The 26679-nt window shown below is 44.0% G+C and carries 25 protein-coding genes; 14 read left to right on the top strand and 11 right to left on the bottom strand.

Annotated elements, in window-relative coordinates; all coding sequences use genetic code 11:
* Position 1 precedes the first annotated feature (1 nt).
* From nuoI to nuoN, 6 genes are read left to right on the top strand one after another with little or no spacing between them, the layout of a single operon-like run.
* Complete coding sequence (nuoI, locus tag Xish_RS14285; RefSeq protein WP_045958195.1) at positions 2-544, top strand: NADH-quinone oxidoreductase subunit NuoI; 543 nt, start codon at positions 2-4, stop codon at positions 542-544.
* A 12-nt stretch (positions 545-556) separates the two neighbouring features.
* Positions 557-1087, top strand: a complete 531-nt coding sequence (nuoJ, locus tag Xish_RS14290; protein WP_099118401.1) for an NADH-quinone oxidoreductase subunit J — start codon at positions 557-559, stop codon at positions 1085-1087.
* On the top strand, positions 1087-1389 hold the full coding sequence (gene nuoK / locus Xish_RS14295) for an NADH-quinone oxidoreductase subunit NuoK (RefSeq protein WP_074018590.1): 303 nt from the start codon (positions 1087-1089) through the stop codon (positions 1387-1389). The genes nuoJ and nuoK overlap by 1 nt, the downstream gene beginning before the upstream one ends.
* Positions 1386-3230: an NADH-quinone oxidoreductase subunit L gene (nuoL, locus tag Xish_RS14300; RefSeq protein WP_099118402.1), complete on the top strand. Its 1845-nt coding sequence runs from the start codon at positions 1386-1388 to the stop codon at positions 3228-3230. The genes nuoK and nuoL overlap by 4 nt, the downstream gene beginning before the upstream one ends.
* A 19-nt stretch (positions 3231-3249) precedes the next feature.
* Complete coding sequence (gene nuoM, locus Xish_RS14305; protein ID WP_099118403.1) at positions 3250-4770, top strand: NADH-quinone oxidoreductase subunit M; 1521 nt, start codon at positions 3250-3252, stop codon at positions 4768-4770.
* Positions 4771-4776: 6 nt separating this feature from the next.
* The gene (gene nuoN, locus Xish_RS14310) at positions 4777-6234 is read left to right on the top strand and encodes an NADH-quinone oxidoreductase subunit NuoN (RefSeq protein WP_099118404.1); all 1458 of its coding nucleotides are present in this window, start codon (positions 4777-4779) and stop codon (positions 6232-6234) included.
* Between the two features lie 138 nt (positions 6235-6372).
* On the opposite strand, the gene Xish_RS14315 is transcribed toward nuoN, so the two are convergent.
* The 3 genes from Xish_RS14315 to Xish_RS14325 are packed head-to-tail and all read right to left on the bottom strand — an operon-like array spanning position 6373 to position 7555.
* A complete protein-coding gene (locus tag Xish_RS14315; RefSeq protein WP_099118405.1) occupies positions 6373-6780 on the bottom strand; it encodes a DUF6691 family protein in 408 nt (135 codons plus the stop codon).
* Between the two features lie 3 nt (positions 6781-6783).
* The gene (locus Xish_RS14320; protein ID WP_099118406.1) at positions 6784-7221 is read right to left on the bottom strand and encodes a YeeE/YedE family protein; all 438 of its coding nucleotides are present in this window, start codon (positions 7219-7221) and stop codon (positions 6784-6786) included.
* Between the two features lies 1 nt (position 7222).
* Positions 7223-7555: an ArsR/SmtB family transcription factor gene (locus Xish_RS14325; protein WP_099118407.1), complete on the bottom strand. Its 333-nt coding sequence runs from the start codon at positions 7553-7555 to the stop codon at positions 7223-7225.
* Positions 7556-7908: 353 nt separating this feature from the next.
* On the opposite strand from Xish_RS14325, the gene Xish_RS14330 reads away from it, so the two are divergent.
* The 3 genes from Xish_RS14330 (at position 7909) to Xish_RS19220 (ending at position 9661) form a co-directional block, all read left to right on the top strand.
* Entirely contained in the window at positions 7909-8658 is a 750-nt protein-coding gene (locus Xish_RS14330) for an SDR family NAD(P)-dependent oxidoreductase (protein ID WP_208614825.1), read from the top strand.
* A 299-nt stretch (positions 8659-8957) separates the two neighbouring features.
* Positions 8958-9233, top strand: a complete 276-nt coding sequence (locus Xish_RS14335) for a PAAR domain-containing protein (RefSeq protein WP_099118409.1) — start codon at positions 8958-8960, stop codon at positions 9231-9233.
* A 296-nt stretch (positions 9234-9529) separates the two neighbouring features.
* Entirely contained in the window at positions 9530-9661 is a 132-nt protein-coding gene (locus Xish_RS19220) for a hypothetical protein (protein ID WP_279625633.1), read from the top strand.
* 213 nt (positions 9662-9874) lie between these two features.
* Here Xish_RS19220 and Xish_RS14345 read toward each other — a convergent pair whose 3' ends face one another.
* From Xish_RS14345 to pgaA, 8 genes are all read right to left on the bottom strand, one after another.
* On the bottom strand, positions 9875-10798 hold the full coding sequence (locus Xish_RS14345; RefSeq protein WP_244186057.1) for an EAL domain-containing protein: 924 nt from the start codon (positions 10796-10798) through the stop codon (positions 9875-9877).
* A 372-nt stretch (positions 10799-11170) separates the two neighbouring features.
* Positions 11171-11656, bottom strand: a complete 486-nt coding sequence (gene yfiB, locus Xish_RS14350) for an outer membrane lipoprotein YfiB (RefSeq protein ID WP_099118411.1) — start codon at positions 11654-11656, stop codon at positions 11171-11173.
* Positions 11653-12915 carry a diguanylate cyclase DgcN/YfiN gene (gene dgcN, locus Xish_RS14355; protein ID WP_099118412.1) on the bottom strand — a complete coding sequence of 421 codons (1263 nt, stop codon included), beginning with the start codon at positions 12913-12915 and terminating at the stop codon, positions 11653-11655. Before dgcN ends, yfiB begins: the two co-directional genes overlap by 4 nt.
* A gap of 4 nt (positions 12916-12919) precedes the next feature.
* The gene (gene yfiR, locus Xish_RS14360; RefSeq protein ID WP_244186059.1) at positions 12920-13384 is read right to left on the bottom strand and encodes a regulatory sequestration protein YfiR; all 465 of its coding nucleotides are present in this window, start codon (positions 13382-13384) and stop codon (positions 12920-12922) included.
* A gap of 352 nt (positions 13385-13736) precedes the next feature.
* Complete coding sequence (gene pgaD / locus Xish_RS14365; protein ID WP_099118414.1) at positions 13737-14159, bottom strand: poly-beta-1,6-N-acetyl-D-glucosamine biosynthesis protein PgaD; 423 nt, start codon at positions 14157-14159, stop codon at positions 13737-13739.
* Positions 14156-15487, bottom strand: coding sequence for a poly-beta-1,6-N-acetyl-D-glucosamine synthase (gene pgaC / locus Xish_RS14370; protein WP_099118415.1), 1332 nt, complete (start codon positions 15485-15487; stop codon positions 14156-14158). The genes pgaD and pgaC overlap by 4 nt, the downstream gene beginning before the upstream one ends.
* The gene (gene pgaB, locus Xish_RS14375) at positions 15480-17486 is read right to left on the bottom strand and encodes a poly-beta-1,6-N-acetyl-D-glucosamine N-deacetylase PgaB (RefSeq protein ID WP_425275038.1); all 2007 of its coding nucleotides are present in this window, start codon (positions 17484-17486) and stop codon (positions 15480-15482) included. Before pgaB ends, pgaC begins: the two co-directional genes overlap by 8 nt.
* A 40-nt stretch (positions 17487-17526) precedes the next feature.
* Positions 17527-20025: a poly-beta-1,6 N-acetyl-D-glucosamine export porin PgaA gene (gene pgaA, locus Xish_RS14380; protein ID WP_208614826.1), complete on the bottom strand. Its 2499-nt coding sequence runs from the start codon at positions 20023-20025 to the stop codon at positions 17527-17529.
* A gap of 929 nt (positions 20026-20954) precedes the next feature.
* On the opposite strand from pgaA, the gene menD reads away from it, so the two are divergent.
* The 5 genes from menD to menE are packed head-to-tail and all read left to right on the top strand — an operon-like array spanning position 20955 to position 26672.
* Positions 20955-22628 carry a 2-succinyl-5-enolpyruvyl-6-hydroxy-3-cyclohexene-1-carboxylic-acid synthase gene (gene menD, locus Xish_RS14385; RefSeq protein WP_099118418.1) on the top strand — a complete coding sequence of 558 codons (1674 nt, stop codon included), beginning with the start codon at positions 20955-20957 and terminating at the stop codon, positions 22626-22628.
* Positions 22589-23395: a 2-succinyl-6-hydroxy-2,4-cyclohexadiene-1-carboxylate synthase gene (gene menH / locus Xish_RS14390; RefSeq protein WP_099118419.1), complete on the top strand. Its 807-nt coding sequence runs from the start codon at positions 22589-22591 to the stop codon at positions 23393-23395. Before menD ends, menH begins: the two co-directional genes overlap by 40 nt.
* A 12-nt stretch (positions 23396-23407) precedes the next feature.
* Positions 23408-24265 (top strand): 1,4-dihydroxy-2-naphthoyl-CoA synthase, encoded by an 858-nt coding sequence (menB, locus tag Xish_RS14395; protein WP_099118420.1) that lies wholly within the window; start codon positions 23408-23410, stop codon positions 24263-24265.
* 14 nt (positions 24266-24279) lie between these two features.
* Positions 24280-25260 (top strand): o-succinylbenzoate synthase, encoded by a 981-nt coding sequence (menC, locus tag Xish_RS14400; protein WP_099118421.1) that lies wholly within the window; start codon positions 24280-24282, stop codon positions 25258-25260.
* Positions 25251-26672, top strand: a complete 1422-nt coding sequence (menE, locus tag Xish_RS14405) for an o-succinylbenzoate--CoA ligase (RefSeq protein WP_099118422.1) — start codon at positions 25251-25253, stop codon at positions 26670-26672. Before menC ends, menE begins: the two co-directional genes overlap by 10 nt.
* The last annotated feature ends 7 nt before the right edge of the window (positions 26673-26679 follow it).

The following is a 26679-nucleotide window of genomic DNA, read 5'->3' on the forward strand; positions in this document are numbered from 1 at the left end:
CATGACATTGAAAGAGTTAGTGGTCGGTTTCGCCACCCAGGTACGCAGTATTTGGATGATAGGGCTTCATGCCTTCCATAAACGCGAAACAAAAATGTATCCGGAAGAGCCGGTTTATCTGCCACCCCGTTACCGTGGGCGCATCGTTCTGACGCGTGATCCTGATGGTGAAGAGCGTTGTGTTGCGTGTAACTTATGTGCGGCGGTATGTCCGGTAGGATGTATCTCACTGCAAAAAGCCGAGCATAAGGATGGTCGCTGGTATCCTGAATTTTTCCGTGTCAACTTCTCGCGTTGCATTTTCTGTGGCCTGTGTGAAGAAGCGTGCCCCACTACCGCGATTCAGTTGACGCCGGATTTTGAACTGGGTGAATTCAAGCGTCAGGATCTGGTGTATGAAAAAGAAGATCTGCTGATTTCAGGGCCAGGTAAGTATCCTGACTATAACTTTTACCGTAAGACAGGTATGGCAATTGACGGCAAAGATAAAGGCGAAGCCGACAATGAGGCCAAGCCTATCGACGTTAAAAGCTTGTTGCCGTAAGGAGCGATATTTATGGAATTTACATTTTATGTCGCAGGGCTGGTTGCTATTCTCGCAACACTCAGAGTCATAACCCATACAAATCCGGTGCATGCGCTGTTGTATCTGATTATTTCTTTATTGGCATTGTCCATCGTATTTTTTTCGATGGGAGCCTATTTTGCGGGTGCTTTAGAGATCATCGTTTACGCAGGCGCAATTATGGTGTTGTTCGTCTTTGTCGTGATGATGCTGAATCTGGGAAAATCAGTTGTCGAACAGGAGCGGCTATGGTTACAACCTCGGGCTTGGATTGGCCCATCAATCCTGTCTATCGTGTTGTTGATTGTGTTGATTTATGCCATCAGTACTCTGCCAACCGGTGAAATCAGTGGTGAAGTGGTCAGTGCCAAAGAAGTCGGCATTAGCCTGTTTGGCCCTTATGTTCTGGCAGTTGAATTAGCTTCTTTGCTCCTGCTGGCTGGATTGGTTGTGGCTTACCATATTGGCCGTGAAAACCGACAAGGGGAAGTGATCAGCAATCGTGCGGAGGATCAACAATAATGATAGCGTTACATCACGGGCTCATTCTGGCGGCTATCCTGTTTACATTGGGTTTTACCTGCCTGATTATTCGTCGTAATTTGTTATTCATGCTGATTGGGCTGGAAATCATGATCAATGCTTCAGCGCTGGCGTTTGTTGTTGCTGGCAGCTATTGGCTCCAGCCTGATGGTCAGGTGATGTACATTCTGGCCATTACTCTGGCAGCCGCCGAGGCGAGCATCGGTTTAGCACTGTTACTACAGTTGCACCGTCGTCGCCAAAACCTGAATATTGATACAGTCAGTGAGATGCGCGGATGAACTTACTCTATTTAACAATTCTGCTGCCACTGCTGGGATTTTTGCTATTAGCATTTTCCCGTGGCCGCTGGTCTGAAAATTTGTCAGCCACCATCGGGAGTGGTTCTGTTGGCTTGGCTGCATTGGTCACATTCTGGGTAGCAATGGATTTCCTTGCTCAGAATGGGGCAGGGGGGCTGGTTTACCGCCAAACATTGTGGAACTGGATGACGGTGGATAATTTCAGTATCCCCGTTAATCTGGTGCTGGATGGTTTGTCACTGACGATGCTCAGTGTTGTGACCGGTATCGGTTTCCTGATCCACGTATATGCTTCTTGGTATATGCGCGGCGAAGAAGGGTATTCCCGTTTCTTCGCTTATACCAACCTCTTTATCGCCAGTATGGTGGTATTGGTACTGGCAGACAATATGTTGCTGATGTACCTCGGTTGGGAAGGTGTTGGCCTGTGCAGTTACCTATTGATTGGTTTCTACTACAAAACCCCTGCCAATGGTGCGGCGGCAATGAAAGCCTTCATTGTGACTCGTGTTGGTGACGTATTCCTTGCCATTGGCATGTTTATCCTTTATGACCAGCTTGGTACATTGAGTTTCCGCGAATTAGCGGTATTGGCGCCCCAACATATTGCAGCAGGTTCTAGCGCGATCAATTGGGCAACCTTGATGATTCTGGGTGGCGCTGTAGGTAAATCAGCTCAATTACCATTGCAAACCTGGCTGGCGGATGCAATGGCCGGCCCAACACCGGTTTCTGCCCTGATCCATGCTGCTACGATGGTTACTGCGGGCGTTTATCTGATTGCCCGCAGCCATGCGTTGTTCTTGATGGCGCCTGATATTCTGCATTTGGTCGGTATTATTGGTGCGATCACTTTGCTGTTGGCTGGTTTCGCAGCACTGGTACAGACAGATATCAAGCGAGTGCTGGCTTACTCCACTATGAGCCAGATTGGCTACATGTTTCTGGCGTTGGGCGTACAGGCGTGGGATGCAGCGATCTTTCACCTCATGACCCATGCGTTCTTTAAAGCATTACTGTTTCTGGCTTCTGGCTCAGTGATTTTGGCCTGTCATCATGAACAAAACATCTTCAAAATGGGGGGGCTGAGCAAGCGTATCCCATTTGTTTATCTCTGCTTCTTGGTGGGTGGCTCTGCGTTGTCAGCACTGCCATTACTGACAGCAGGTTTCTACAGTAAAGATGAAATCCTGTGGGGCGCGTTAGCAAATGGTCATATGAACCTGATGCTGGCGGGGCTGATTGGGGCATTGATGACATCACTGTATACCTTCCGCATGATCTTTATCGTGTTCCACGGTGAAGAAAATACCCATGCTCATCCTGTCAAGGGGATTACCCATACCTTGCCATTATCAGTATTACTGGTGCTATCCACTTTTGTTGGCGCGCTGATTGTGCCACCGCTGACGGGGGTTTTGCCTGAAAGTAATGCAGGGCATGATGGCAAAATGACACTGGAAATCGTTTCTGGTTTGGTTGCCGTTGTCGGTATCTTGCTGGCGGCAGCGCTGTATCTGGGCAAACGTGGTGTGGTTACTGCCACGGCGAACAGTGCACCTGGGCGCTTCTTCTCCACATGGTGGTTACATGCCTGGGGGTTTGACGCGCTGTATGGCTGGGTATTTGTGAAGCCATTTAAAGGCATCACCCGCTTGTTGCAAAGTGATCCTTTGAACTCACTGATGAACATTCCAGCTATATTGTCACGTTGGGGTAATAAAGGGCTTCGTTGGAGTGAGAACGGACAAGTCCGTTGGTACGCTACCTCTATGGGGTTGGGGGCAGTGCTGGTTTTAGCTCTGCTGCTTCTGGTTTAATTAAGGGACATATTGCGCCATGCTACTACCTTGGCTAATTCTTCTGCCCTTCATCGGAGGCCTGCTGTGTTGGCAGGCAGAGCGCTTCGGCACCCGTATGCCGCGTTGGATAGCGCTTCTGGCGATGGGACTGACGTTGTTACTCTCCCTGTACCTATGGCTACAGGGCGGTTATACACTCACCAACCCACAGGGCATTCCACAGTGGCAAACAGAGTTCGTGCTTCAGTGGATCCCACGTTTTGGCATTAGCATTCATCTGGCACTGGATGGTTTGTCCTTGCTGATGGTGGTGCTGACTGCGTTACTGGGTTTGATGGCAATCCTCTGTTCGTGGAATGAAAACCAGCCATATCAGGGCTTCTTTCATCTGAATCTGTTGTGGATACTGGGCGGTGTGATGGGGGTCTTCCTTGCCATTGACCTGTTCTTATTCTTCTTCTTCTGGGAAGTGATGCTCGTGCCGATGTACTTCCTGATTGCTCTGTGGGGACACAGAGGCTCGGAAGGTAAAACCCGTATCACTGCGGCAACGAAATTTTTCATCTATACCCAAGCCAGTGGCTTAGTGATGCTGATTGCGATTCTGGCATTGGCTTTCATTCACCATGATGCAACCGGCGAATGGACATTCAACTATGAAAAATTGTTGCATACGCCGATGTCATACACGGTTCAATATCTGTTGATGCTGGGCTTCTTTATTGCATTCGCGGTGAAAATGCCGGTTGTGCCTTTACACGGCTGGTTGCCAGATGCCCATAGTCAGGCACCAACCGCCGGTTCAGTTGACCTTGCGGGGATTTTGCTGAAAACCGCGGCATATGGTTTGTTGCGTTTCAGTTTGCCTTTGTTCCCGCAAGCCTCTGCGGAATTTGCTCCGATTGCGATGTGGCTGGGTATCATTGGCATTTTCTACGGCGCGTGGATGGCATTCAGCCAGACTGATATCAAGCGCCTGATTGCTTATACCAGTGTTTCCCACATGGGTTTTGTGCTTATCGCTATTTACACAGGTAGCCAATTAGCTTATCAGGGAGCGGTGATCCAGATGATTGCACACGGCCTGTCAGCCGCGGGGCTGTTCATTCTGTGTGGTCAGCTCTATGAACGCTTGCATACCCGAGATATGCGTCAAATGGGCGGATTGTGGGGAAGAATTCAACTCTTGCCTGCGATATCTCTGTTTTTTGCGGTAGCAACATTGGGTATGCCAGGAACCGGTAATTTTGTTGGTGAATTTATGATCCTGTTTGGCAGTTTCAGTAAATTTACCTTGATTACCACGGTCTCCGTGTTCGGTTTGGTTTTTGCTTCCGTTTATGCACTGTATTTGATGCAGAAGGCTTATTACGGTACGCCAAAAACGGATAAGCCATTACAGCAGATGGATGTACGTGAAATTTCCATTTTGCTGCTGTTGGTCGTCTTGTTGGTGATTTTGGGGATTTACCCGCAGCCAATCCTTGATACTTCAGCCGCAGCAATGAATAACATCCAGAATTGGTATTCTGCTTCACTTTTAACTACAAGGCCGTAATTCGCCATGACAATAACTTCTGAACAATTGATCGCACTGTTGCCGCTATTGATCGTCGGATTGACGGTGGTGGTTGTGATGCTGTCCATTGCGTGGCGACGCGATCATTTCACCAATGTCACCTTGACGGTAATTGGTCTAAACCTGGCGCTGTTCTCACTCTATTTTGTGGGACAGCAGGAGCCAATGGATGTCACGCCATTGATTCATGTCGATCGTTTTGCAATGTTCTATACTGGCCTTGTGCTGATTGCGAGCCTAGCAACAACGACATTTGCCTATTCATGGTTGGAAAATTATCCCGATAATAAAGAAGAATTTTATCTGTTGGTGATGATTGCGGCGGTTGGGGGCATTCTGCTCTCTTCTGCCAACCACATGGCATCACTGTTTATCGGCATTGAACTGATCACCTTGCCACTGTTTGGTTTAGTGGGTTATGCATATCGCCAAAAACGCTCGTTGGAGGCGGGCATCAAATATATGCTGCTGTCTGCGGCCGCGTCTTCATTCCTGATGTTCGGTATTGCATTGCTGTATGCAGAATCCGGTGATTTGTCTTTCGCATCACTTGGCAAGAGTCTGAGCGATAGCAAACTGCATGAACCGTTAGTGCTGGCTGGCTTGGGGATGATGATCGTAGGACTGGGCTTTAAACTTTCCCTTGTGCCTTTCCAACTGTGGACACCGGATGTTTATCAAGGCGCACCTGCACCGGTATCGACCTTTCTGGCAACGGCAAGTAAGGTTGCGATCTTTGCAGTCGTCATGCGCTTATTTATTGAAGCGCCAGTGGTTGAAAGCTCAACTTTACGTATTGTGCTAATTGTAATTGCTATTGCATCTATCTTGTTTGGTAATTTGCTGGCATTGACACAAAGCAATATCAAACGACTGCTGGGTTACTCATCCATTGCTCATTTGGGATATTTGCTGGTGGTATTGGTTGCTATCAAAGATCGTACTTTGGCAGAAGAGACGGCAGGTATTTATCTGGTCGGTTATTTGCTTGCCAGCATCGGGGCATTTGGCGTAGTCAGTTTGATGTCCAGCCCATACAGAGGACCAGATGCGGATTCACTGTTCTCATATCGTGGCCTGTTCTGGCATAAACCAATTTTGTCAGCGGTAATGACTGTCATGATGTTGTCATTGGCGGGGATACCATTAACATTTGGCTTCATTGGCAAATTTTATGTTATCGCAACAGGTGTTGAAGCAAAATTATGGTGGCTGACTGGGGCAGTTGTCGTGGGTAGTGCCATCGGCCTTTACTACTACCTGCGCGTGATGGTGAGCTTGTACCTGCCGGCACCAAAAGCGCTGAACCGTGATACACCACACAATTGGGCATTTACCTCTGGCGGGATTGTTGTGTTACTTGCTGCGTTGCTGGTGTTGATCCTTGGTATTTGGCCACAACCGTTAATTGATATTGTTCAGCTAGCGAAAAGCGCTTTGTAAATAATAAGCGATAGAACCTATCTTAAAAGCCCCAGTCATTGTTGGCTGGGTTTTTTTGTTATGTTTATTGGTTAGTTATAATTTTTTGACTTTTTGTGGATATAGTCTTGAACAGGAAATCATCATCTTACTTGCAAGTCAGTTATTTTTACGATCCACCAACCACATTCCGACACTCATTGCCAGCACAAAAGCGAATCCTTTTGCATAGCCCGCTCCCAATAGTACTAATCCTGGCCCCGGACAAATCCCAGCAATTCCCCATCCCAGGCCAAAAAGCGCGGCTCCTCCCATCAAACGCCAGTCTATTTGACGCTGGTCAGGTAATATCATAGGTGTACCGCAAAGTGTATATTGACGACGTTTAGCCAGTATGAAACCTATCCATCCGACAAGAATAGCACCCATCATCACAAATGCCAGGGATGGGTCCCACGGATGTGCCAGATCCAGAAAGCCCAAAACCTTAGCTGGGTTTGCCATGCCACTGATAATTAATCCTAAACCAAAAATGACGCCAGACAGAAAAGAGAATATCACTATCATTTTTCACCTCACTAAGAACCAGTAACCTAATCCTGTTGCAGTGACAAATCCCACAGCCATAAAGATCAGGGTGGCGACTAAAGAACGCAATGAGAGACGGGAGAGTCCACATACGCCGTGACCGCTGGTACAACCGGAACCAATACGTGTCCCTATTCCCACCAGAAGACCGGCAATAATAATGGCAGGCCAGGATGCTGTGATCGTGATTTCTGGTAGTGGGTGCAGCAGGCTATAGAGCACAGGCGCAATAATTATGCCTGCGAGAAATGCCACCCGCCATGAGCGATCATTTGTTTTACGTTGCAGTAATCCACCAAGAATACCACTGATACCAGCAATTCGGCCGCAAAACAGCACCAGCACAATTGCCGCCAGACCAATCAATATTCCCCCACCAAAGCTCAGCCATGGTGTAAACTGGGCAAAGTTAATGCTCATCCTAATCTCCTGTTGTTTCCGGTTTCGGGCAATACAAGGTATAGAGCGTATGCAGCAATATCAGAATGCGTTCATCTTCAACACGATAAAAAATCTGTTTTCCTTCCCGCCGTGTCTGCACCAGATTCAATCGCCGCATGACACCAAGCTGTTGTGACAGCGTTGGTTGGCGGATGCCCACGGCTTCTTCAAGCTGTCCAACAGAAAACTCTCCTTGACTAAGCTGGCACATCAATAGCAAGCGATCATCATTGGCAAGTGTTCGTAACACATCTGCCGCCTGTTCGGCAGCTTCACGCATTGCTTGTTGCAAAGGATAATTTACCTTCATCATTATATCCTGATCTTAACAATTTATATTTTTATATAATATTATTTTATAAACTAAATGCAAGTCAAATGGGAGATTTTTCATTCCAAAGATATCAGGCATTACATTTGGGGATTGTAGTGTTAGTTTTTATTTATATTTGAAATATAAAATTCAACTTGTTTATGTAGAATAAATTTAAAAAGACATTAGAGAAAAATGGTTGGAATAATATTGATAGCATCTTTTTTCATGAATTAAATCCATTTTGGTTATTATTAATTTTAATATGTAAGATATAAGAATTTAAGCATAAAATCTAAAATGAACACCGTAATCTAAGATTGGATAAAAATTTTATTATGGAGGAATATATCATGAATTCATTTGAAAATAAGGCGGTATTAATCACTGGCGCAACGGCTGGAATAGGGTTGGCTACTGCAATTGATTTTGCAGAAAGAGGGGCAAGAGTCCTTTTGGTGGGACGAAATGTTGATAAAGGAAGTAAAGCAATAGCCCAAATGCCACATAATGCCAATTGTGAGTTTTATTCTGCTGATATGAGTAAGCGTTCAGACATTAAGGGGTTATTTTCATATATTAAAGAGCATTATGGTCGTTTGGATATTGCTGTTAACAATGCTGGGATGTTTGGTGCTTCGTTTACTAAAATAACCGCATATCCTGATGAAGTATGGGATGAGGTTATTGCGACGAATGTGACAGGCGTATATCAATGTATGAAGTATGAGATACAGTTAATGGAGAAATCAGGTGGAGCAATAGTAAATGTCGCATCAGTTGCAGGATTAAAGGCGAATTATGCAGGAGGATGCGCTTATACTGCCAGTAAACATGCGGTGGTTGGATTAACAAAGTCCGCAGCTTTAGAGATGGCAAAGTCAAATATTCGGATTAATTCTGTGTGTCCAGGATTAATCAGGACAGATATGTCAATCAGTGTGTTTGGCGATAATTTAGATGCGTATGGTGATACCCACCCAATTGGAAGGATTGGGGAAATGGAAGAAGTGGCTAATGCTATCTTGTGGTTATCTAGTAACAAAGCAGAATTCATTACAGGTTGTTGTTTACCCGTTGATGGTGGTTTAATGCTAAAATAGACTTTAAATACCAGACTATTGAATTAATACATAATAAGATCCGTGACGGACAGGTACATGGTTGTACCCAATCCGTCTTTTTAGTTACTGATACCTAAAAATTAATATAGGTTTTAATAGAACGATATAATCAATATATTATTCTGTACTCTTGCCATTAAAATAGATTGATGTTTTCGGAACATAATGCGTATAATAAATGCGCTGAAAAATGAAAATTCCCTACAATATTCAGGTGTTGAATTTAACTGTAATGAGTTATTTCACTATAACTTTAGTCTAAAACTAGAGGAAATAAGATGGCAAAAGGAAACTTTTTGACAATCGGCGACAAAACGACATGTGGCGGCGCTATTCTGACTGGAACCAGTAATATTAAATTTTATGGAAAACAGGCGGCGATTGAAGGTTCTGCTGTGACTTGCGGGAGATATTCGGGAAATTATACTGTTGTCGGCGGAGTCAGCTCTTTCTTGGATAAAGGAACGAAATTAGCAGGAACTTTGGATAGCCGGACTACTTGTCCTTGTAATGCTGGGCTTATCCATTCTATTCCTGATACCTATCAAAAATAGGCTTAAAAATTTAGTGATTTAGTAGCAATGATTTTGCTGTGGTAACTCACCTTTTGATCTTATTAGGAAATAGTATGGAAAGCTATAAAAATTACTCTATGGATAGAGCTGACTTGATGTTGCACCCTATTATTGGTGGAGAGTTGATATTGCTAAATTATGTCGGATTTGCACAGGAAACATTTCATTACGGCAGTTTCTTATGTTATTGGAAGCGATAGGTGAATTACGTCCGCTACATGAATTCACTAAGGAACGTAAGCGCGAACCAACTACAATTGCTGAGGTACTGAAAAATGCTTAATACTCCATTGAATGTCAAAAGGAAATTTTCTGATGGAAGCAACACGCTTGCAGGGCAGGTGGATTTCTCTGGCGTTAGACCTTTGATTAATATGCTTGAAAAGATTTATGAAAGAAATTTATGACGAAACTTGTCGTTTTCATTCAATTGCCAAAGAATTGGGAATCGATAAAGCATTAGTAGTCAGCATTGGACAGCATATGGAACAGAAATGGGCGGAATTGAAAATATGATATTATAGTGTCAATAATGGCTGAAAAAACACCATAAAATGTCATTATAATAACAATTTTCCTTTAAAAACACCAATAAGGTGCGTTTACAGAGGGAATCTTAATCATAACCATTTCTTGATAAATTCTTCCAATGGCATCGGACGATCAAAGTAATATCCCTGCAAATAATCGACAGGATAGTTCTTTAACTGATTAGCCAATTTTTGGTTTTCAATTCCTTCTGCCACAATTTCCAGTTGCAAGCGCAGGGCAAGGTCAATGATATTTTCCACAATATTCTTTGAGATTATATCGTTATTCATTTTGCTAACAAAGTTATGTCCGATTTTTATTAATTTAACCTTAATTTTTTGTAAATAATTGTAGTTAGAGAAACCTGTGCCAAAATCGTCCAGTGCAATTAATACGCCTAATTCATCCAACTTATTAAATAAACTAATGGTATGATCATCTAATTCCAATAATTCTCGTTCGGTAATTTCCAAAATCAGTTTAATGGAATCTGCTGGAAATGATTTCAGAAAATGATGGCAATCATCAATTAACCTAATGTCTTTGTAATGTCTTGCACTAATATTGAGATTGAAATGGAAATTTGCAGGTAATTGATGTGCAATAGGTGAAAAATAATCTCTCACTTGAGTGATTAGGTTATGCGTTAAGGGAATAATCAAATCTGACTTTTCAATTTGTGCGATAAATTTATTGGGTGTCAACAGCCCATGAATTGGATGTTGCCAGCGAACAAGGATTTCACATCCGATGATTTTATTGTTTCTGTTACAAATAATTGGCTGTATATAGGGAATAAACTGCTTGTTTTTAATCGCTTTTTTCAAGCGATATTCTGGGATAGTGATGGTTTTGGTGTGGTTATAAAAAAATACCGCAGATATGAGTGTAAGCAGAAACAATAAAATAAATACACATAATAATTCTACATCTGGTTGGATATTATCCCGATAATTGGAAAATAATCTCCAGAATATAAAGCCGGTGCTGGCAGTAATGGTGATGAATAACATCACAAACAACCGATACAGGGTTCGGTATGATTTCAGATTTAGCCCCATCATATCTCCTTCTTGATAAAGCCCATTTACTTAACAGTAGGCTTATTATCCAAACTATGCAAAAGTTTATTAACTTAATGATTACAAAAAAAAGAGGCTCTTTTTTAAGAAAACAACTTTGGCTATATTACAGGAAGAATTTAAAGACGGGAAATAGCTATACAGTAAGATCTGGAGAAAAATTTTTGAAATTGCTGGGGATGATCAAGATAAACAAATATCTCTGCCATCCGTGGCTAAATTATTATTTGATTTATATCAATATATTATCAGATTACCGGTTATAAATAGGGCTGTATTAAAATCCGTCTTATCTGCTCGCTATTACGGTGTCGTTATCACTATGGCAACTCGCCGATTTTCCGCCCGACCTTTTGAACTTCGATTATCGGCTATAGGTTGGCTTGATCCTAATCCACGAGTTGTCAGATTCGTGCGTTGCATACCTCCTTGTGTTAGTGCATCTGCAACTGTGTTGGCTCGTTTTAACGAAAGTTTATTGTTGTAATTTATTTCTCCGTAGTTGTCAGTATGGCCATCAAGGCGTGCGTGGCGGATACCAATTTTGGATAAGACATTTGCGAGTTGTTTTAATTTGGCTTCACCTTCTGGACGCAAATGAAATTGATTATTACCAAACAAAACCTTTTCTGATATACCAAATAGCCAACCTTCATCGGTTTGTTGAAATCCCTGTTGTTTAAGTGCGGCGATTTGCGCGGCCGTTAACGCATCTTTGTTCTGGCAGGCACTGAGAAAAAGTGCGCCAATAAATGCACAGATAAATATACAATAACGATTTCTGCTCATAGAGGGTTCCTTGATAGATAGTTTCGTTTCGTTGTATCAGCGGAATACCAGCCACCGCCTCGTTGTTTAATGTGATACATCGCCGCATCAGCTTCAGAGAGCAGTTGTTCTGCCGTTAGCTTACCATTGGATAATGCGATACCGATGCTGAGTGTGATACGTAGATGTTGTCCATTAGGAAGAAGAATGGGGGTATCCAGAGCATGGATGATATTTTTAGCAACACGCTCTGCATCTTCCAGATTGGCAGAAGGCAATAGGATAGCGAATTCATCTCCGCCTAGTCGTGCCACGGTATCTGTTTTTCTTACCCTTCGCCTTAAGGTGGCGGCGATAGTGACAAGAACATGATCACCGGCAGCATGTCCATAGATATCATTGACATATTTCAGCCTGTTACCATCAATAAATAATATCGCTGCACTTTCATGCATAAATTTATCGCTCATGACGGTTGAAAGAACGCGCTCAAAAGTAGCCCGATTTGGTAAACCTGTTAAGGAGTCATGTTGTGCTTGCCAGGTTAAAACGGCCTTTTCTGTTTGCAGATGGTGCTGCCACTCTTCCAGCTCTTCTAGCAGGTGATTGAAAACCTGGCTTAGCTCATGCAGTTCAGCAATATGGGCAGAGGGTACGCGTCGTGAAAAAGTCCGGCGTTGCCGCACATCATGGGCGACGGCCGTAATGTTTTGCAAGGCCCTGACGATGCCATCGTGCATGCGCAATGAAAGGTAGAGTGAAATTACGGCGCTGAACAGCAGGCAGGCAAATAGTACTAGCAGAGTTTGATAAATAAATTTAATGATGTGGTCGCTGTTACCAATTAACCAGACTGCCCCTATTTTTTGCTGGTGGTGATATATTGGCAAGATAAAAGGTTCAGGAAAAAGCCAGTACTCGACCAATTTTTTGAAATTGCCAGTGCGAGTTTCCTGATTGGCTTGCCATCTGGCTAACACCTGCTGTTTAGCATCAAAAATTTTGGCTTCTGTAAAACCATCATGAACAGCAATCAGTTCCAATATTTCGTTTGCTGCGGTTTTATCCTGAAAAACCACTGCTGCCTGTGCTGAATGGGCAATGGTTGTGGCAATCAGTTTTAAACTGTTTTCAGCATATTTCTGCATGGCAAGTAATGCCAGTAAAGATAAAAACAAGCCAACTACGGATAATATGATAAAGGTAATGACTAAATGGATCCGGTGGAAAGCATGACGTAAAGTAGGGCGTGATGGCATCAGTGAATAACGTTTTTTCATAAGATTATTCCACCTTACGAGCCAATTGCAGGACATTCGGATGTATGCGCACGCCGCTGCGCGTCAGAATATCAAGATTGAGGCTAAATGTTGCCTGAGCGTTGTTAATGTTGAGGCAAAATGCGCTGCCGATTTCACAGTTCGGATTATTTTCAGCAATAGTAAGCAATGGTTTGTCATTTTTCAGGTTGATCACCTGATGTTGAAGTTGTGGATCGACTTGACCATAGTAAATGACATCACATCTTTCTATGAGGTGCTCTACGTTGAAATTGAGTGTTTCAACTTGCAATTCTGTGTGATCAGAAATCATATCAATGTGGGTTAAGGCGCTAATGTAATTGGATGGGGGAACCAGACATAAGTGCAGGGTAGTAGGTGTAATAGGCCAGTGGGTATAACTAATAATTCCAGAAACTACCCGCGCAACATTTTCGTTGAGTGTTATTTTTTCATTAGTATCAGGCATAGCCATTACTGCTGAATTACATGTGACGGTGATTAAGCATAAAGTCATCAATATTCGCAGGAAAAATCTGTAAATACAGCGTCTAAAAATAGCGTGTTTACAAAGATAATGAGTCCGTTCAATCACTTTCATATCGGGTTCCAATATTTATTCTTCATCCAGTATTTGTTTTTCATATTGTAAATAATCGTTGAGATTTTTGATAAAATCGGTTCTCAGCCAGAACCTATCTCATTCAGTTTCATTTCCTTAATGAGATAGGTTGTAAAATTATGGCTTTCCAAGTAAGACTTAGAAAGCCAATTGATACCGTCAGGGTAAAATTTCATTTTTAGTAAATAGATGGCTATTTTTATATCGATACATTTTCATTGATGCCTATTATATGTCCATGATTGTCATAAGTGATACTGGAAACCTTGCTTTGCCTTAAGGTATCTAACAATTCGTGTTCCAAAGCAAAACTCTGGGCTATTTCAGCATAAGTTAATGCAGGTCGGTGACGACGGCGTTCGATTTTAAATCGATGCTGATTGTATTTTGCCCAGCCAATGAGCAAAAAAGCATTAAATATGGCGATGGCAATATAAAGGGCGATAGTTCCCAGTTCTGAAGTAAATAATGTCGAAATAAAAGGCTTAGGACCATTATGGGAGGCGTAAAATAATCCCAATATGAATAGATAGATAAAGCCCACCCAAGCCAGAATGGTCAATAGAATATCAATTATACGAGGCCATAATCTTTGTTCAGTAAAAATCAAGGGTTCTTTCATGATCCTATCCTCTCTATTCCTCGATCAGGACTTTCCCAGCGAGCACGTTTTCTGTGTACTTTAAGCATCACTTTAGGAAATGATACCAAGGTCGTAAATAGACTTAGCATCCAATAGACCATCGGATACCAAATCATCCAGAACAACGATGAAGCAACATGTTTTTCATAGCGTCGTTCAATCACTAAACTGACGGTAAACTGGATCAGGCAGGTAGCCGCCAGAACCAATCCCGTATACCCAGGTGGAAATAGTGTATAGACGCGAATGTTTTCCGGTAATGTGAGGAACATACCGAGAAAAAATAAAATGATGGAAAGGGCAAATGTAAATGACCAGATAACGGAACAGCAGAATTCAGCAAATAACACCCACATGCGGCGATATTGCCATGACCACAATTGACGCAGGTTTTTCAGGAAAACTTCGGCTCCACCCTGTGCCCAACGTAACCGCTGCTTCCATAATCCCCGTAGGGTTTCAGGCATCAAGATCCAGCAGATGGCGCGGGGTTCGAAAAAGATAGACCAATGGTGTAACTGGAGTTTCCAACTCACATCGATATCTTCTGTGATCATGTCATCACTCCAATACCCCACGTCGGCCAATGCCCTGCGGTTAAAGGCTGCAACAACACCTGAAACGGTAAAGACTTGACCATAAACCCGTTGGGTACGTTTAATCAGGCCAATAATGGAGGAAAATTCGCCAACCTGAATGCGCCCAACTAAGGTGGAACGTGTACGAACGCGGGGATTACCTGTAACAGCGCCAACACGGGGATGATCAATCATGGGCTTGACCAGCCAAACAGCCGCATCGCGATCTAACAGGGCATCACCATCAATGCAGACCAGATAATCACTCTTTGCGGCAGCAGCTCCCGCTTGAAGTGCAGTCGCTTTGCCTTGATTCTGTTTCAGGTGTATCACCCTCAAGGCTTGATGTTGTTTCGCCATAGCATTGAGTTCATCTGCGGTGCTATCGGTTGAACCATCATTGATAGCGATCACTTCAATATTGGGATAGCGCTGGTTCAGTGCTGCCAGTAGTGTTTCGCGAACATTTTGCCCTTCGTTGTAGCAGGGGATCAAAATTGAAATTAGAGGTTCACCTTCAAGGTGCGGGGCTTCTTCATCAATGATTTTCCAATGCCTTTCCCGATAGAGCCAGAAATAGATCCCTCCTGAGATCCAGATGGCCGACATGAACAAAGGCCAGAAAAAGACAAAGTTCAACATGACTTCACCGGTAAAGGTGATAGCGATGCCAAGAGGGATGCTCAATACAAGGCAGAGCACTACAAACGCAATAATACGATCAATCATTAAGTGGATACCATTCAGGAGAAATAACAGGGCGGATCTCATTCATTTCTGGTTGATTGTTGAGAAAGTCATCAGGGTAATAACCGAAACTCTGTGCGCCATTGAGCTGTAATTGACGCATCCATTCTGCTAATTGGTGCCCTGAAATTGCTCTTTTATCCAGTGGCTTGCGCCAATCTACGGATTGCAATTCAAAGACAGTTTTGTCCAGTGCCTGAGGGCGTAGTGCAATGGTTTTCACCAATCGGGATAACCACTGATTGCTTTTTGATAGAGGCACATTTTCCATCAATGGCATTGCCATTGGAGCAACCCAATCGTAGTGAGCGAGGAAATCATCCAGATTTTGGGCAAACCACTCTTCGCTGTCTGGTTCCAGAATGGGCAGGGCAAAAATATTGCGCGCAGTTTTGAGCTGATACCCCCGTACTGATTTGAGTTCTCTGGTTAATTCGTTAGTAAAATCAATCAGGTATTGGCTTTTGAAACGTGTCCAACGGGCAAATTGTTCGGGATCTTGCCGAATTTCTGCAATGGAGGCAGATAAACCTGCGGCTTGATAAGCCTTGATGGCATCTGTGCCAGCATCTTCAAAATCAGACATGACGGCATCATCGTGATACAGAATGCCCTGAAAAATGGCATGAGAGGCTAAATCCTGATAAATCTCTTTGATCCTTTGGCGGTTTTCTGGGTTATAAGGCGATAAGCGACGATATTGTGTCGGGTTTACAAACAGTTTGTTGTGACTTTCGTCATAGCTCATGACCCGCGGGAGTGAAGGCTCCAGCTCAAATGCCAGAACAGGCATCCACGCATAGACTTCAATATTCAGACGGCTGTGCAGTTGCCAAGCAACACGGTTAAAGAGATCAGCCCGCATTGGCAGCCAGCGATTAGGAAAATAGAGCTCACGGACATTGCCATCGCCTTTGGCATCAGCAAAGGCTTGCAGAAAAACGGTATTGACGCGCAGATCGGCAATGCGCTGGACAAGTTTGTCGAGATTCTGGGCTTGTTGGGCGGGGTCTGGATCGTAAACATAGTCCAGATCAATATGGGCAATCCGTAAGATTTTTTTATTCTGTACCTGAATCACCTGCTCGGCAAACTCTTTCAGGGAAGGGTTATGTGTGAGCAATATACGCGGAACATTATCAAGATCGTTGACGTTCGCCAGCCCATTGTCCAGCGTCAATGCCATTTTGTAGCCGTAGCGTTTGGCTATTTCCAGTGTAACACCGTTATCTATGCCATAAGGCCAAATCCAGACTCGTGGCTGCTTACCTGTGGCAGCGATAATTCTTTGGGTAATAGTGGCAATATCCTTTTCCATCCGCTGGCGAAACGCTTGCTCACTTTCATATTTACCTGTTTTCGGATTGTAAATGCGAACGGCCGCAGCCGGTTCTGTATTGCCTTGTGGGTTAGCGATAGCGCCATAATGATGTTGATAAGTATGGGAGCCAATTTCCACTAAACCAGAACGAGACATTTCAGCCACTTGTCCCCAGGTAGTGAAACGCTCCCGCGCTACCATCAATCCCCCAAAATCAACGGGTTTTTCGGCTGGTGCATCAACCCAGATCCCAACCGGAGCCAAAATGGCTGGCCAGTTATAGGCTTTCAGCAGCGGAAATACACGATGGTAGAAACTGCTATAGCCATCATCGAAAGTCAGTAACACGGCCTTGGGGGGCAATGGTGTCCCTCCCTGATTGGCGGTGAGAATTTGATCGACAGTAACAGGCTGGTAGCCATTTTCCCGCAGCCATGCAAACTGATCGTTCAATGCGCTGGTACGGACTGACATAAAACGCTGATCGGCACCATCATCTTCGACATCATGGTAAGCAAGAACCACAAAACCATTTTCAGGCCAGGGGCGTTCATTCATGGGAAGAGGTCGTTGCGCTGGTGGAACGAAATCAGGTTTTTCTGCATATGCCAGCATGCCAAATTGGGAAATCAACAGGCTAATCAGCAGTGCCGATATCATCAACCAATGACGAAAAACATTGTGTATCATAAAAAATCCTTTAGAACCGATAGATTAAATCAAAAGCAGCTTGCAGATTACTTTCTCGTTTACCGTCGTAAGGACGTTTATCCAGCGTGAGCCTTACCCCTGCATCAATAACATCATTCCATTTAATACGTTGGCCATACCCCACCATTGTGATAAGGCTACTGCCATATCCCCGCTGCCAATATTGCCCAATCCCTGCCACAACTTGCTGACTCCAGACGGTTTGATAGTGCCGATACATGATGTGATCGGCTTCCAGTTCAGGCAGGAAGGTAAAGTCGTTTTTAGGATTGAAATAGGGTGTATTTTGCCGGGTATTGTGAGTTGTACTCAGTTCCAACTGTGCATCGAGCTTCAGGTAAGAGGCGGTATATAGGCGTTGAAGGCCATCAATGCCATATTCAAAACGATGGTTACCATCTGAAAAGAATACAGGGGCAAAGCGAGCACTCCATTGGCTGCGTTCGCTGTATCGCCAGCGAGTGTAAATTTGTCCGCCATTGGCGTGGATATTATTGCTTAATGCTCGCAGGGGGGTATTACGGGCGAAGCGTTCTGCGGAGCCGCCCAATCGCCATTGATCATTGAAATCATACCAGGATGAGATCCGCAATCCTATCTTGTTGCCATGACGATAATGACGTGCAGAAACCTCACTTTCCAGCCAAAGATCCCGCGAACGCCACTCTACACCGCCGCGTAAATCACGGTTCAAACCTCGGCCTTCTGAAAATTGGCTGCGATTGTAAGCACCACCAGCAAATAAGCGCCAGTTATCCTCAAAAGGAGGACTATAAAGTACAGTGTCAATGTCTGTACTGTGTTTGCCGCTTTCTGGATTATCTGAATTAATGCCTTGATTGACTTTAACTTGCAATTCTGACATATGATGCACATTGCGCAGACGGTTAAGGCGTTTTGCGGACATATCTTCTGGGGCGCGGGTAAAAACATCATCAGCCAGCAAATCCATCTGCCGCCATTCTTGCAGGGTAAGTGCGGTATAACCTTGCTGGATTTCCAACGCCAAATTGCGGTGATCGAGCCCTTCAATTTGTTTTAATTCACTTTCGGCACGACGTGGCCAACCACGATCCAGCCAGATAGCCGCCAGGTCAATTCGTAATTTCTGGTTTCCGGGGGCTGTGCGGGCTAAATGGGTAAAGCGTTTTTCTGCTTCGGGGAGATCTTCACGTAATTGTGCAGATTCCGCTAAAAACTGCTGGCCTTGTAGCCAGTCATCATTCGGAACGCGAATGGGAGAACCAAAGACATTAAGCATATAAGGATTGCGTTGCTTGATATCGGTAGCAAGTTGTTGGGCTGCATCCAGATGCTCACTTTCCACATTCGCATAAAAAAGGACGATATCATCTTCAAGGGGGATATTGGGTGATGATATTTTCCCAGACGACGAGATATTTCCATCGGGATGATTCAAAGAGGAATAGTTCAAAGAACGCAGAATATTCCGTGCTTTTTCTGGCTGGCGCAGATTCAGGTAGGCTGCTGCTGCCCATTTCTGGGCATATTTCGGCACAGGTATGCCTTGTTTTTGCAAGAGCAGGTATTCATCAATAACTTCTTGCATCCGATAGCGAGAAAGAAGGGCACCAAGCCTATCAATGCGCGCCTGTTGGTAATCTTGTTGTGCATCAGGTAGGTTGCGCCATTGATTTAGCATATGCTCGTAGCGGGAAAGTGCCCTGTCAGCAATGTCAAAGCGCTCTTTTTCACTACGATTAGGGATCATTGACAAACGAACTAATTCTGCTGTGGCGTCAGCTTTCAGCCTGCGCAGTTGCGCCGTGGTCAATTGTGTTGCGTGCTGTTGTGCCAAGTGCCATGCAGGTTCACTGATCCGATTGTTTTGTAGGCTGAACAGATAGTCTTGGGTGACTTCTTGATTGCCGGAAAACCGTTTATGCGCGGTAGAAAGCATTTGCATGGCATCCCATGTCCGACCAGCCGCTTGATCAACATAGGCCAGCAAACGGTAATTAGCGGCATCAGGTTTATCAGTCAATAAATTTTGTGCCAAACGGCGAGCTTCTGTGTCCTGTCTGGCATCGGCGAGCGTCATAATAAGGCCAGCTTTGATATCTCTGTTCTGTTTGTCCAGAGCCAGAGCTGTATGCCACATCTGGATTGCTTGTGACCATTGGCGTTGGTTGCGATAAGCCCTGGCAACAGCCGAAAGCCCTCTGGCGGGTATCGCCACTGAGCGGTAGCGTTGCCAGAGAGAAATGACTTCATCATCATATCCAGCCCAGCTTGCAACTTGTAACCAATCAGCAATTTGCGAAGAAGAAAGACGATGTTGTTTTTCTTCCTGACGAATATATTCGAGCATGGGGTGGGTATTACCATTTCTGGCTTGTTGAATTAATGCATCGTAATCTGCCAGAGCGGATTTCGTTGTTATTAAACAACTTAGTGATATAAATAACGATAACAACTTATACCGATATCTATGAAAGCCCATCGGATGGAAATAAAGATATGACACGCTATCCCCTTTTCATACTGCTTGTTGATTTTACAAATAACAGGATCAGACGGAATTTAATTTAATTTAGATTAAGATGAATTTTTACATTCTTCATTTTTGAAGAGGCAAAATAATACGTACTGCGTGAATTTATATCAATGGGAAAATTTCGTAAAACAATTACGGATATTTTGTTTTATGTTGGTACTGTATCTAATTGTAATAATAAATAAAGGTTATATTTTTGTTTTGAGTTTGCTTTAATTTGTTTTAAATCAATCGCTTGTGAACATGGCTTTCTGTTATGTAACTATATTGAAAAATAAGGGTTAATTTTGAGGTTGATTTCAATAAAAAAAACTTAGACTGAGTGTAAATATTTTTTATTACCGAATGGTGAATGTTTCTGGTTGTTGATGTTTTTATTTGAAATAAATTAGTGAAATTATATTAATTTATTTTTCAGCATAAAAATGTGGTTCATTAATCGTATTATGACCATAACTCGAAATTAAATGCTATTTTTAATACCCTGAGTGGTTGCTTAAAAAATAACGGGGATGTTATCGGGTGACGAAATAAATATCCGATCATTTTTTGTTTTTGATTACATGTAAATTTAAAACAATATTGCATGAGTGATTTACATTGATAATTATGTGGATATTATTGTCACTTGCAGATAACATTAGATAATCGCCTTCAAATTTATCAGCGGAGGTATTAGCCTAATCACTCATCACTCATCACTCATCACTCATCAATTTTCAGTTTTGTTATCAATTGATTTTATCTTTCTCATTTATAGCTAAAATATCACCAATTAAATGACAATTTCTTGAACTAAGATAAGGAAATCGTTTTTACCCGCATTAAGATCAAGAACGCCTTATATAATATTTCTCATTCTTTGGCATCATTTTTAAAAAGAAGTTTTTGAGCACCCTATGTCAAACAGCGCACTCAACCGCCGCTGGGCGGAACTTTTATTGGAAGCATTAACCCGCCACGGATTGCGTCATATCTGCATTGCTCCTGGATCTCGTTCAACAGCATTGACATTGGCTGGCGCAGGAAATCGTAAATTGATCTGTCATACCCATTTTGATGAGCGTGGATTGGGATATTTGGCTTTAGGATTGTCAAAAGCGAGCAAAGAGCCGGTTGCGGTTATTGTGACGTCTGGAACAGCCGTTGCCAATTTGTACCCTTCTTTAATTGAAGCGGGATTGACGGGAGAACGATTGGTGTTTCTCACCGCAGATAGGCCACCTGAACTAATCGATTGTGGTGCTAATCAAGCTATTCGTCAGGTAGGCATTTTTGCTTCCCATCCCGCGCAAACTTTAGCATTGCCACTGCCAACTACAGAAGTTCCCGCCAGTTGGTTGGTTTCTTCCATCGATAATGCAATGTCAAACCTGAAACAGGGTGCTCTACATATTAATTGTCCGTTTGCGGAGCCTTTGTATGGTGGTGAGATGACATTGCATCAAGACTGGTTGCAAACATTGGGAGAGTGGTGGCGAGGGAATGAACCGTGGTTGGCTCAGCCAGAAATGCATACCACAATCAAAGCCGGTGATTGGGATAGCTGGCAGAAAAAACGGGGGATTGTACTGGCAGGAAGAATGAGCGCAGAGGAGGGCAAATATGTTGCCCAATGGGCAAAAGAGATGGGATGGCCGCTTATTGGTGATGTGTTATCCCAAACCGGGCAGCCTTTGCCATATGCAGATTTATGGCTGACTCACTCTCGTACCCAGGAAATTCTGGCGCAAGGGCAATTGGTGATCCAATTTGGTGCTAGCCTGACAGGTAAGCGGTTATTGCAATGGCAGGCTAAATGTCAACCTGAGCAATATTGGATTGTCGATCCGATTGCGGGCAGGCTTGATCCTGCGAATCATAGAGGGCGCAAATTCACTTGCAGCGTGACTGATTGGTTACGGGAACATCCTGCATATTCACAAGCACCTTGGGCAGATGAATTAAATTTATGGTCAAAAAGCGCATTTAAGTGTGTTGAAACCAAGTTGACGGGAGAATTTAGCGAGGCAGCGGTTGCACATCAACTGCCTCAATTGTTGCCAGAACAGGGGCAATTGTTTGTCGGCAATAGCTTGATTGTGCGTTTGGTTGATGCTTTGGGGCAGCTTCCCGTGGGGTATCCGGTCTACAGCAACCGAGGTGCCAGTGGTATAGATGGGTTGATTGCAACCGCAGCAGGTGTTCAGAGGGCAACAAATAAACCGATACTAACGATTATAGGTGACATCTCCGCCCTCTATGATCTGAATAGTCTGGCTTTATTACGCAATCTTTCTGCTCCCATGTTATTGATCATAGTGAATAATAATGGCGGACAGATTTTTTCTCTGTTACCAACACCACAGGAAGAGCGCCAGCGTTTTTACTGTATGCCGCAAGATGTCAGTTTTGATCATGTTGCTGCTATGTTCGGCCTAAACTATGCGGCACCACAAAATTGGCCGGAATTAAAACGATGTGCCCAACAAGCATGGGATCGTAAGGAGACGACATTGGTTGAGTTAAAGGTTTCAGGTAATGAAGGAGTTATATGCCTGCAAGAATTACTGGCACAGGTGGCGGCTCTGTGAAACTAAATTGCCGAACATTTCATTCTCATAACCAAGGGATATGGTTAGTTTGGTTACATGGGTTATTAGGAACAGGCGACGATTGGTCTCCTATCGTGAGTGCTTGTGATCGATATCCTTCATTGGTTATTGATTTACCTGGGCACGGTAATTCCGTCGATGTGAATTTGACCGGTGGTTTTGCCGAGATGAGTGAATTGCTGATGGCAACTCTGGCTGAGTATCAAATTAATGATTACTGTTTGATTGGCTATTCACTGGGAGGACGAATAGCGATGTACCATGCGATTTATAACAAACAGGACGGTTTGTGTGGGTTGCTGGTGGAGGGAGGAAATCCGGGTTTGTTTTCCCAGCAGGAGCGTGATGTACGATTGCGCAATGATCAGCATTGGGCGCAGCGTTTTCGTCAAGAGCCAATGATGTCAGTCTTGGCTGATTGGTATCAACAACCGATATTTGCTGATTTAACGGCGGCACAGCGTAAGCAACTTATTCATCTGCGTGATCAAAACAAGGGAGATCGTATCGCTGATATGCTAGAAAATACTTCTTTAGGGCGACAACCTTGGTTACTTCCTGCCTTACAGCAAATACCTATTCCTTTCTCTTACTTATGTGGAGAAAATGATCATAAATTCCAGAGCATAGCGCAGCAATATAGGCTGCCATTAACAACCATTCCTCAAGTTGGGCATAATGCTCATTATGGCAATCCTGTGGCTTTTACCAGCGCAGTGAACTCTTTTTTATCATTTTTTGGTTAAGGAAACACAATAATGCGTTACCCAAGCGAAGAAAAATTGTATGCCCCTATTGAATGGCGAGATTGTTCCCACGGGTTTGAAGATATTCTCTACCATAAATCCACAGACGGTATTGCCAGAATTACGATTAATCGCCCACAGGTACGTAATGCATTCCGTCCCCTGACCGTCAAAGAGATGATTCAGGCGTTGGCTGATGCCCGTTATGATGAGGCTGTTGGTACGATTATTCTGACAGGAATGGGTGAAAAAGCTTTTTGTGCCGGAGGCGATCAAAAAATCCGTGGTGATTATGGTGGTTATAAAGATGACAGCGGAGTACACCATCTGAATGTATTAGATTTTCAGCGGCAGATCCGTACTTGTCCAAAGCCTGTTGTTGCTATGGTTGCGGGGTATGCAATTGGCGGTGGTCACGTGCTGCATTTGATGTGTGATTTGACTATCGCGGCGGATAACGCCATTTTCGGTCAAACCGGCCCTAAAGTCGGTTCTTTCGATGGCGGCTGGGGAGCATCGTATATGGCGCGGATCGTAGGACAGAAAAAAGCGCGTGAAATCTGGTTCCTGTGCCGCCAATACAATGCCAAAGAAGCATTGGATATGGGACTGGTTAACACCGTTGTGCCTTATGCTGAGCTGGAAAAAGAAACTGTGCGTTGGTGTCGTGAAATGCTGGAAAACAGTCCAATGGCATTGCGTTGCCTGAAAGCGGCATTGAACGCAGATTGCGATGGTCAGGCGGGTTTACAGGAATTGGCGGGCAATGCCACCATGCTGTTCTACATGACCGAAGAAGGGCAGGAAGGGCGTAATGCGTTCAACGAAAAACGCCATCCTGATTTCAGTAAATTTAAACGTAATCCATAAAGTTGTTATCCATCATGCGTAAAGCAACCTTATACCAATTCAGCCTGCCAATGGAGGCAGGTATTATTTTGCGTTACCAGCGCCTGAAAACCCGTGACGGTTTTTTGGTGCACTTGCAGGAAAATGGACGAGACGGTTGGGGAGAAATTTCCCCATTGCCTGAATTTAGCCATGAAACGCTTGAACAGGCTAAAGAATCGGCGCTGGAGTGGCTGCAACAATGGTGTTTGAACACGCAACCAGAAGAGAGCGTTCGGCCTTCCGTTGCGTTTGGCATAAGCTGTGCATTGGCTGAGTTACGCGGAGAATTGCCTGAAATAGCCAGTTATCACAAGGTGCCGTTATGTACAGGCGATCCCGATGATGTGATCCGGCGTTTAGGAAACATGACAGGCCAGAAAATTGCCAAAGTGAAAGTTGGAATGTATGAAGCTGTACGGGATGGCATGGTAGTGAATGTAATGCTTGAAGCAGTGCCTGATCTTCGCTTGCGATTAGATGCTAACCGTAGTTGGACACGCACAAAAGCAGAGGGTTTCGTTAAATATGTCAATCCAGATTATCGGCACCGAATTGCTTTTATCGAAGAACCTTGTAAAACCCAAAAAGAGTCTCTGGCATTTGCGCGTGAAACGGGTATTGCCATTGCATGGGATGAAAGTGTCCGTGAAGCTGATTTTACGCTGGAAGCCCAAGAGGGAGTCTCTGCCATTATCATCAAACCGACATTGATAGGTAGTATTGATCGTTGTCGTCAATTAATTACCAAGGCTCATCAATTAGGGATAGAGGCAGTGATGAGTTCCAGTATTGAAAGTAGCTTTGGCTTAACGCAATTGGCTCGTCTTGCACAATGGCTCACACCTGATTCCCTTCCTGGTCTGGATACTTTGGATCTTATCCAGTCACAACTTATTCGTTGTTGGCCAGATAGCAATATTCCGTGTGTCATGCTGGATAAGCTGGCAATCGTGTGGAGTTATGAATGTCAGTAATAGAGTGGACTCAATGGCCATGGCAGCATTGGGCCGCGACTTTGCCTGAAAAACGGGCCATTCAGTTATATGATGAGCAACTCACCTGGCATCAATTAACGCAAAGAATCGATGCTATTGCTGCCCATTTCCACCAACAGGGTGTTGTGGAAGGTAGTAGTGTGCTCCTGAGAGGCAAAAACAGTGCAGAACTTTTGTTGTGTTACCTGGCTGCCCTGCGGTGTGGCGCAAAAGTGTTACTTCTTAATCCTCAATTACCTGATCGTTTGCTGGCGGAACTATTACTTCACCTCAATATGGATTATGGAGTGGATTTCACAGATTCACCTTCGCCTGTCATTCAAGTAAAAGAACTTGACTGGCAACAAAAGTTTCCGGTGAAACATAATGCACGATTGAAAAACAACCTCTTGGTGTTGTGGGAAAGTCAACGTCCTGCCAGCATGATCCTGACATCTGGTTCTTCTGGGTTGCCTAAGGCTGCGGTACATTCCATTGGTGCTCATCTTGCCAGTGCGCAAGGCATTCTTTCCTGCATGGATTTTCAGCCAGATGATAGTTGGTTACTGTCATTACCCCTGTTTCATGTTTCAGGTCAGGGTATCCTTTGGCGCTGGTTACAAACAGGCGCAACAATAGTGCTGCGAGATTTGCATCCACTGGATCGTGCGCTATCGGGTTGTACCCATGCATCACTTGTACCTACCCAACTGTGGCGTCTACTGGAACAACCCTATAACAACCCATTGACGTTAAAAGAAGTATTATTGGGAGGTGCCATGATACCGACATCACTGACCCAACGGGCTGAGGAATTGGGTATTCGTTGCTGGTGTGGCTATGGGTTGACAGAAATGGCATCAACTGTTTGTGCAAAGCGGGCTGATGGGTTGTCTGGGGTAGGTAATCCACTCCCTGGAAAGTCCATTCGCTTAGTAGATGAAGAAATTCAGATCCGCGCTGACAGTATTGCGAGTGGCTATTGGTTTAATGGGGAATTGAAGCCATTGGCAGATAACGAAGGATGGTTTTCGACCCAGGATCGAGGCGTATTTGAACAGGGAGAATTACGGATCTTAGGGCGTCTCGACAACCAATTTTTCAGTGGTGGGGAGGGTATTCAGCCAGAAGATATTGAGCGGATCATTAGCCAACATCCTCAAATTGAACAGAGTTTTGTAGTTCCCATTCCTGATATTGAATTTGGTCATCGGCCAGTAGCAGTGATTGAAACCCAATATCCTGCGTTAACAGAGACACTAATTGATTGGCTTGCGGATAAACTCGCCGCTTTCCAACGGCCTGTTGCCTGTTATATGTTACCTGCTCAACTGAAAAATGGGGGGATAAAGGTTTCGCGCCAACAAATTAAGCAATGGGTAACAGAGATGAATAGTAAACATCATAAATGATAACGTT

The organism is Xenorhabdus ishibashii (assembly GCF_002632755.1).
Lineage (GTDB): Bacteria > Pseudomonadota > Gammaproteobacteria > Enterobacterales > Enterobacteriaceae > Xenorhabdus > Xenorhabdus ishibashii.

Bases quoted from the DNA above. Each gene is read 5' to 3' on its own strand.
- dgcN (WP_099118412.1), bottom strand. From the start codon at position 12,915: ATGAAAAAACGTTATTCACTGATGCCATCACGCCCTACTTTACGTCAT.
- Xish_RS14320 (WP_099118406.1), bottom strand. From the start codon at position 7,221: ATGAGCATTAACTTTGCCCAGTTTACACCATGGCTGAGCTTTGGTGGG.
- nuoK (WP_074018590.1), top strand. From the start codon at position 1,087: ATGATAGCGTTACATCACGGGCTCATTCTGGCGGCTATCCTGTTTACA.
- menH (WP_099118419.1), top strand. From the start codon at position 22,589: ATGCCTGCAAGAATTACTGGCACAGGTGGCGGCTCTGTGAAACTAAAT.
- nuoJ (WP_099118401.1), top strand. From the start codon at position 557: ATGGAATTTACATTTTATGTCGCAGGGCTGGTTGCTATTCTCGCAACA.
- yfiR (WP_244186059.1), bottom strand. From the start codon at position 13,384: ATGCCTGATACTAATGAAAAAATAACACTCAACGAAAATGTTGCGCGG.
- menD (WP_099118418.1), top strand. From the start codon at position 20,955: ATGTCAAACAGCGCACTCAACCGCCGCTGGGCGGAACTTTTATTGGAA.
- menC (WP_099118421.1), top strand. From the start codon at position 24,280: ATGCGTAAAGCAACCTTATACCAATTCAGCCTGCCAATGGAGGCAGGT.
- pgaB (WP_425275038.1), bottom strand. From the start codon at position 17,486: ATGATATCGGCACTGCTGATTAGCCTGTTGATTTCCCAATTTGGCATG.
- Xish_RS14315 (WP_099118405.1), bottom strand. From the start codon at position 6,780: ATGATAGTGATATTCTCTTTTCTGTCTGGCGTCATTTTTGGTTTAGGA.
- menE (WP_099118422.1), top strand. From the start codon at position 25,251: ATGTCAGTAATAGAGTGGACTCAATGGCCATGGCAGCATTGGGCCGCG.
- Xish_RS14330 (WP_208614825.1), top strand. From the start codon at position 7,909: ATGAATTCATTTGAAAATAAGGCGGTATTAATCACTGGCGCAACGGCT.
- Xish_RS14335 (WP_099118409.1), top strand. From the start codon at position 8,958: ATGGCAAAAGGAAACTTTTTGACAATCGGCGACAAAACGACATGTGGC.
- nuoL (WP_099118402.1), top strand. From the start codon at position 1,386: ATGAACTTACTCTATTTAACAATTCTGCTGCCACTGCTGGGATTTTTG.
- pgaC (WP_099118415.1), bottom strand. From the start codon at position 15,487: ATGATTGATCGTATTATTGCGTTTGTAGTGCTCTGCCTTGTATTGAGC.
- yfiB (WP_099118411.1), bottom strand. From the start codon at position 11,656: ATGAGCAGAAATCGTTATTGTATATTTATCTGTGCATTTATTGGCGCA.
- menB (WP_099118420.1), top strand. From the start codon at position 23,408: ATGCGTTACCCAAGCGAAGAAAAATTGTATGCCCCTATTGAATGGCGA.
- Xish_RS14325 (WP_099118407.1), bottom strand. From the start codon at position 7,555: ATGATGAAGGTAAATTATCCTTTGCAACAAGCAATGCGTGAAGCTGCC.
- nuoN (WP_099118404.1), top strand. From the start codon at position 4,777: ATGACAATAACTTCTGAACAATTGATCGCACTGTTGCCGCTATTGATC.
- Xish_RS14345 (WP_244186057.1), bottom strand. From the start codon at position 10,798: ATGTTATTCATCACCATTACTGCCAGCACCGGCTTTATATTCTGGAGA.
- pgaD (WP_099118414.1), bottom strand. From the start codon at position 14,159: ATGAAAGAACCCTTGATTTTTACTGAACAAAGATTATGGCCTCGTATA.
- nuoI (WP_045958195.1), top strand. From the start codon at position 2: ATGACATTGAAAGAGTTAGTGGTCGGTTTCGCCACCCAGGTACGCAGT.
- nuoM (WP_099118403.1), top strand. From the start codon at position 3,250: ATGCTACTACCTTGGCTAATTCTTCTGCCCTTCATCGGAGGCCTGCTG.
- Xish_RS19220 (WP_279625633.1), top strand. From the start codon at position 9,530: ATGCTTAATACTCCATTGAATGTCAAAAGGAAATTTTCTGATGGAAGC.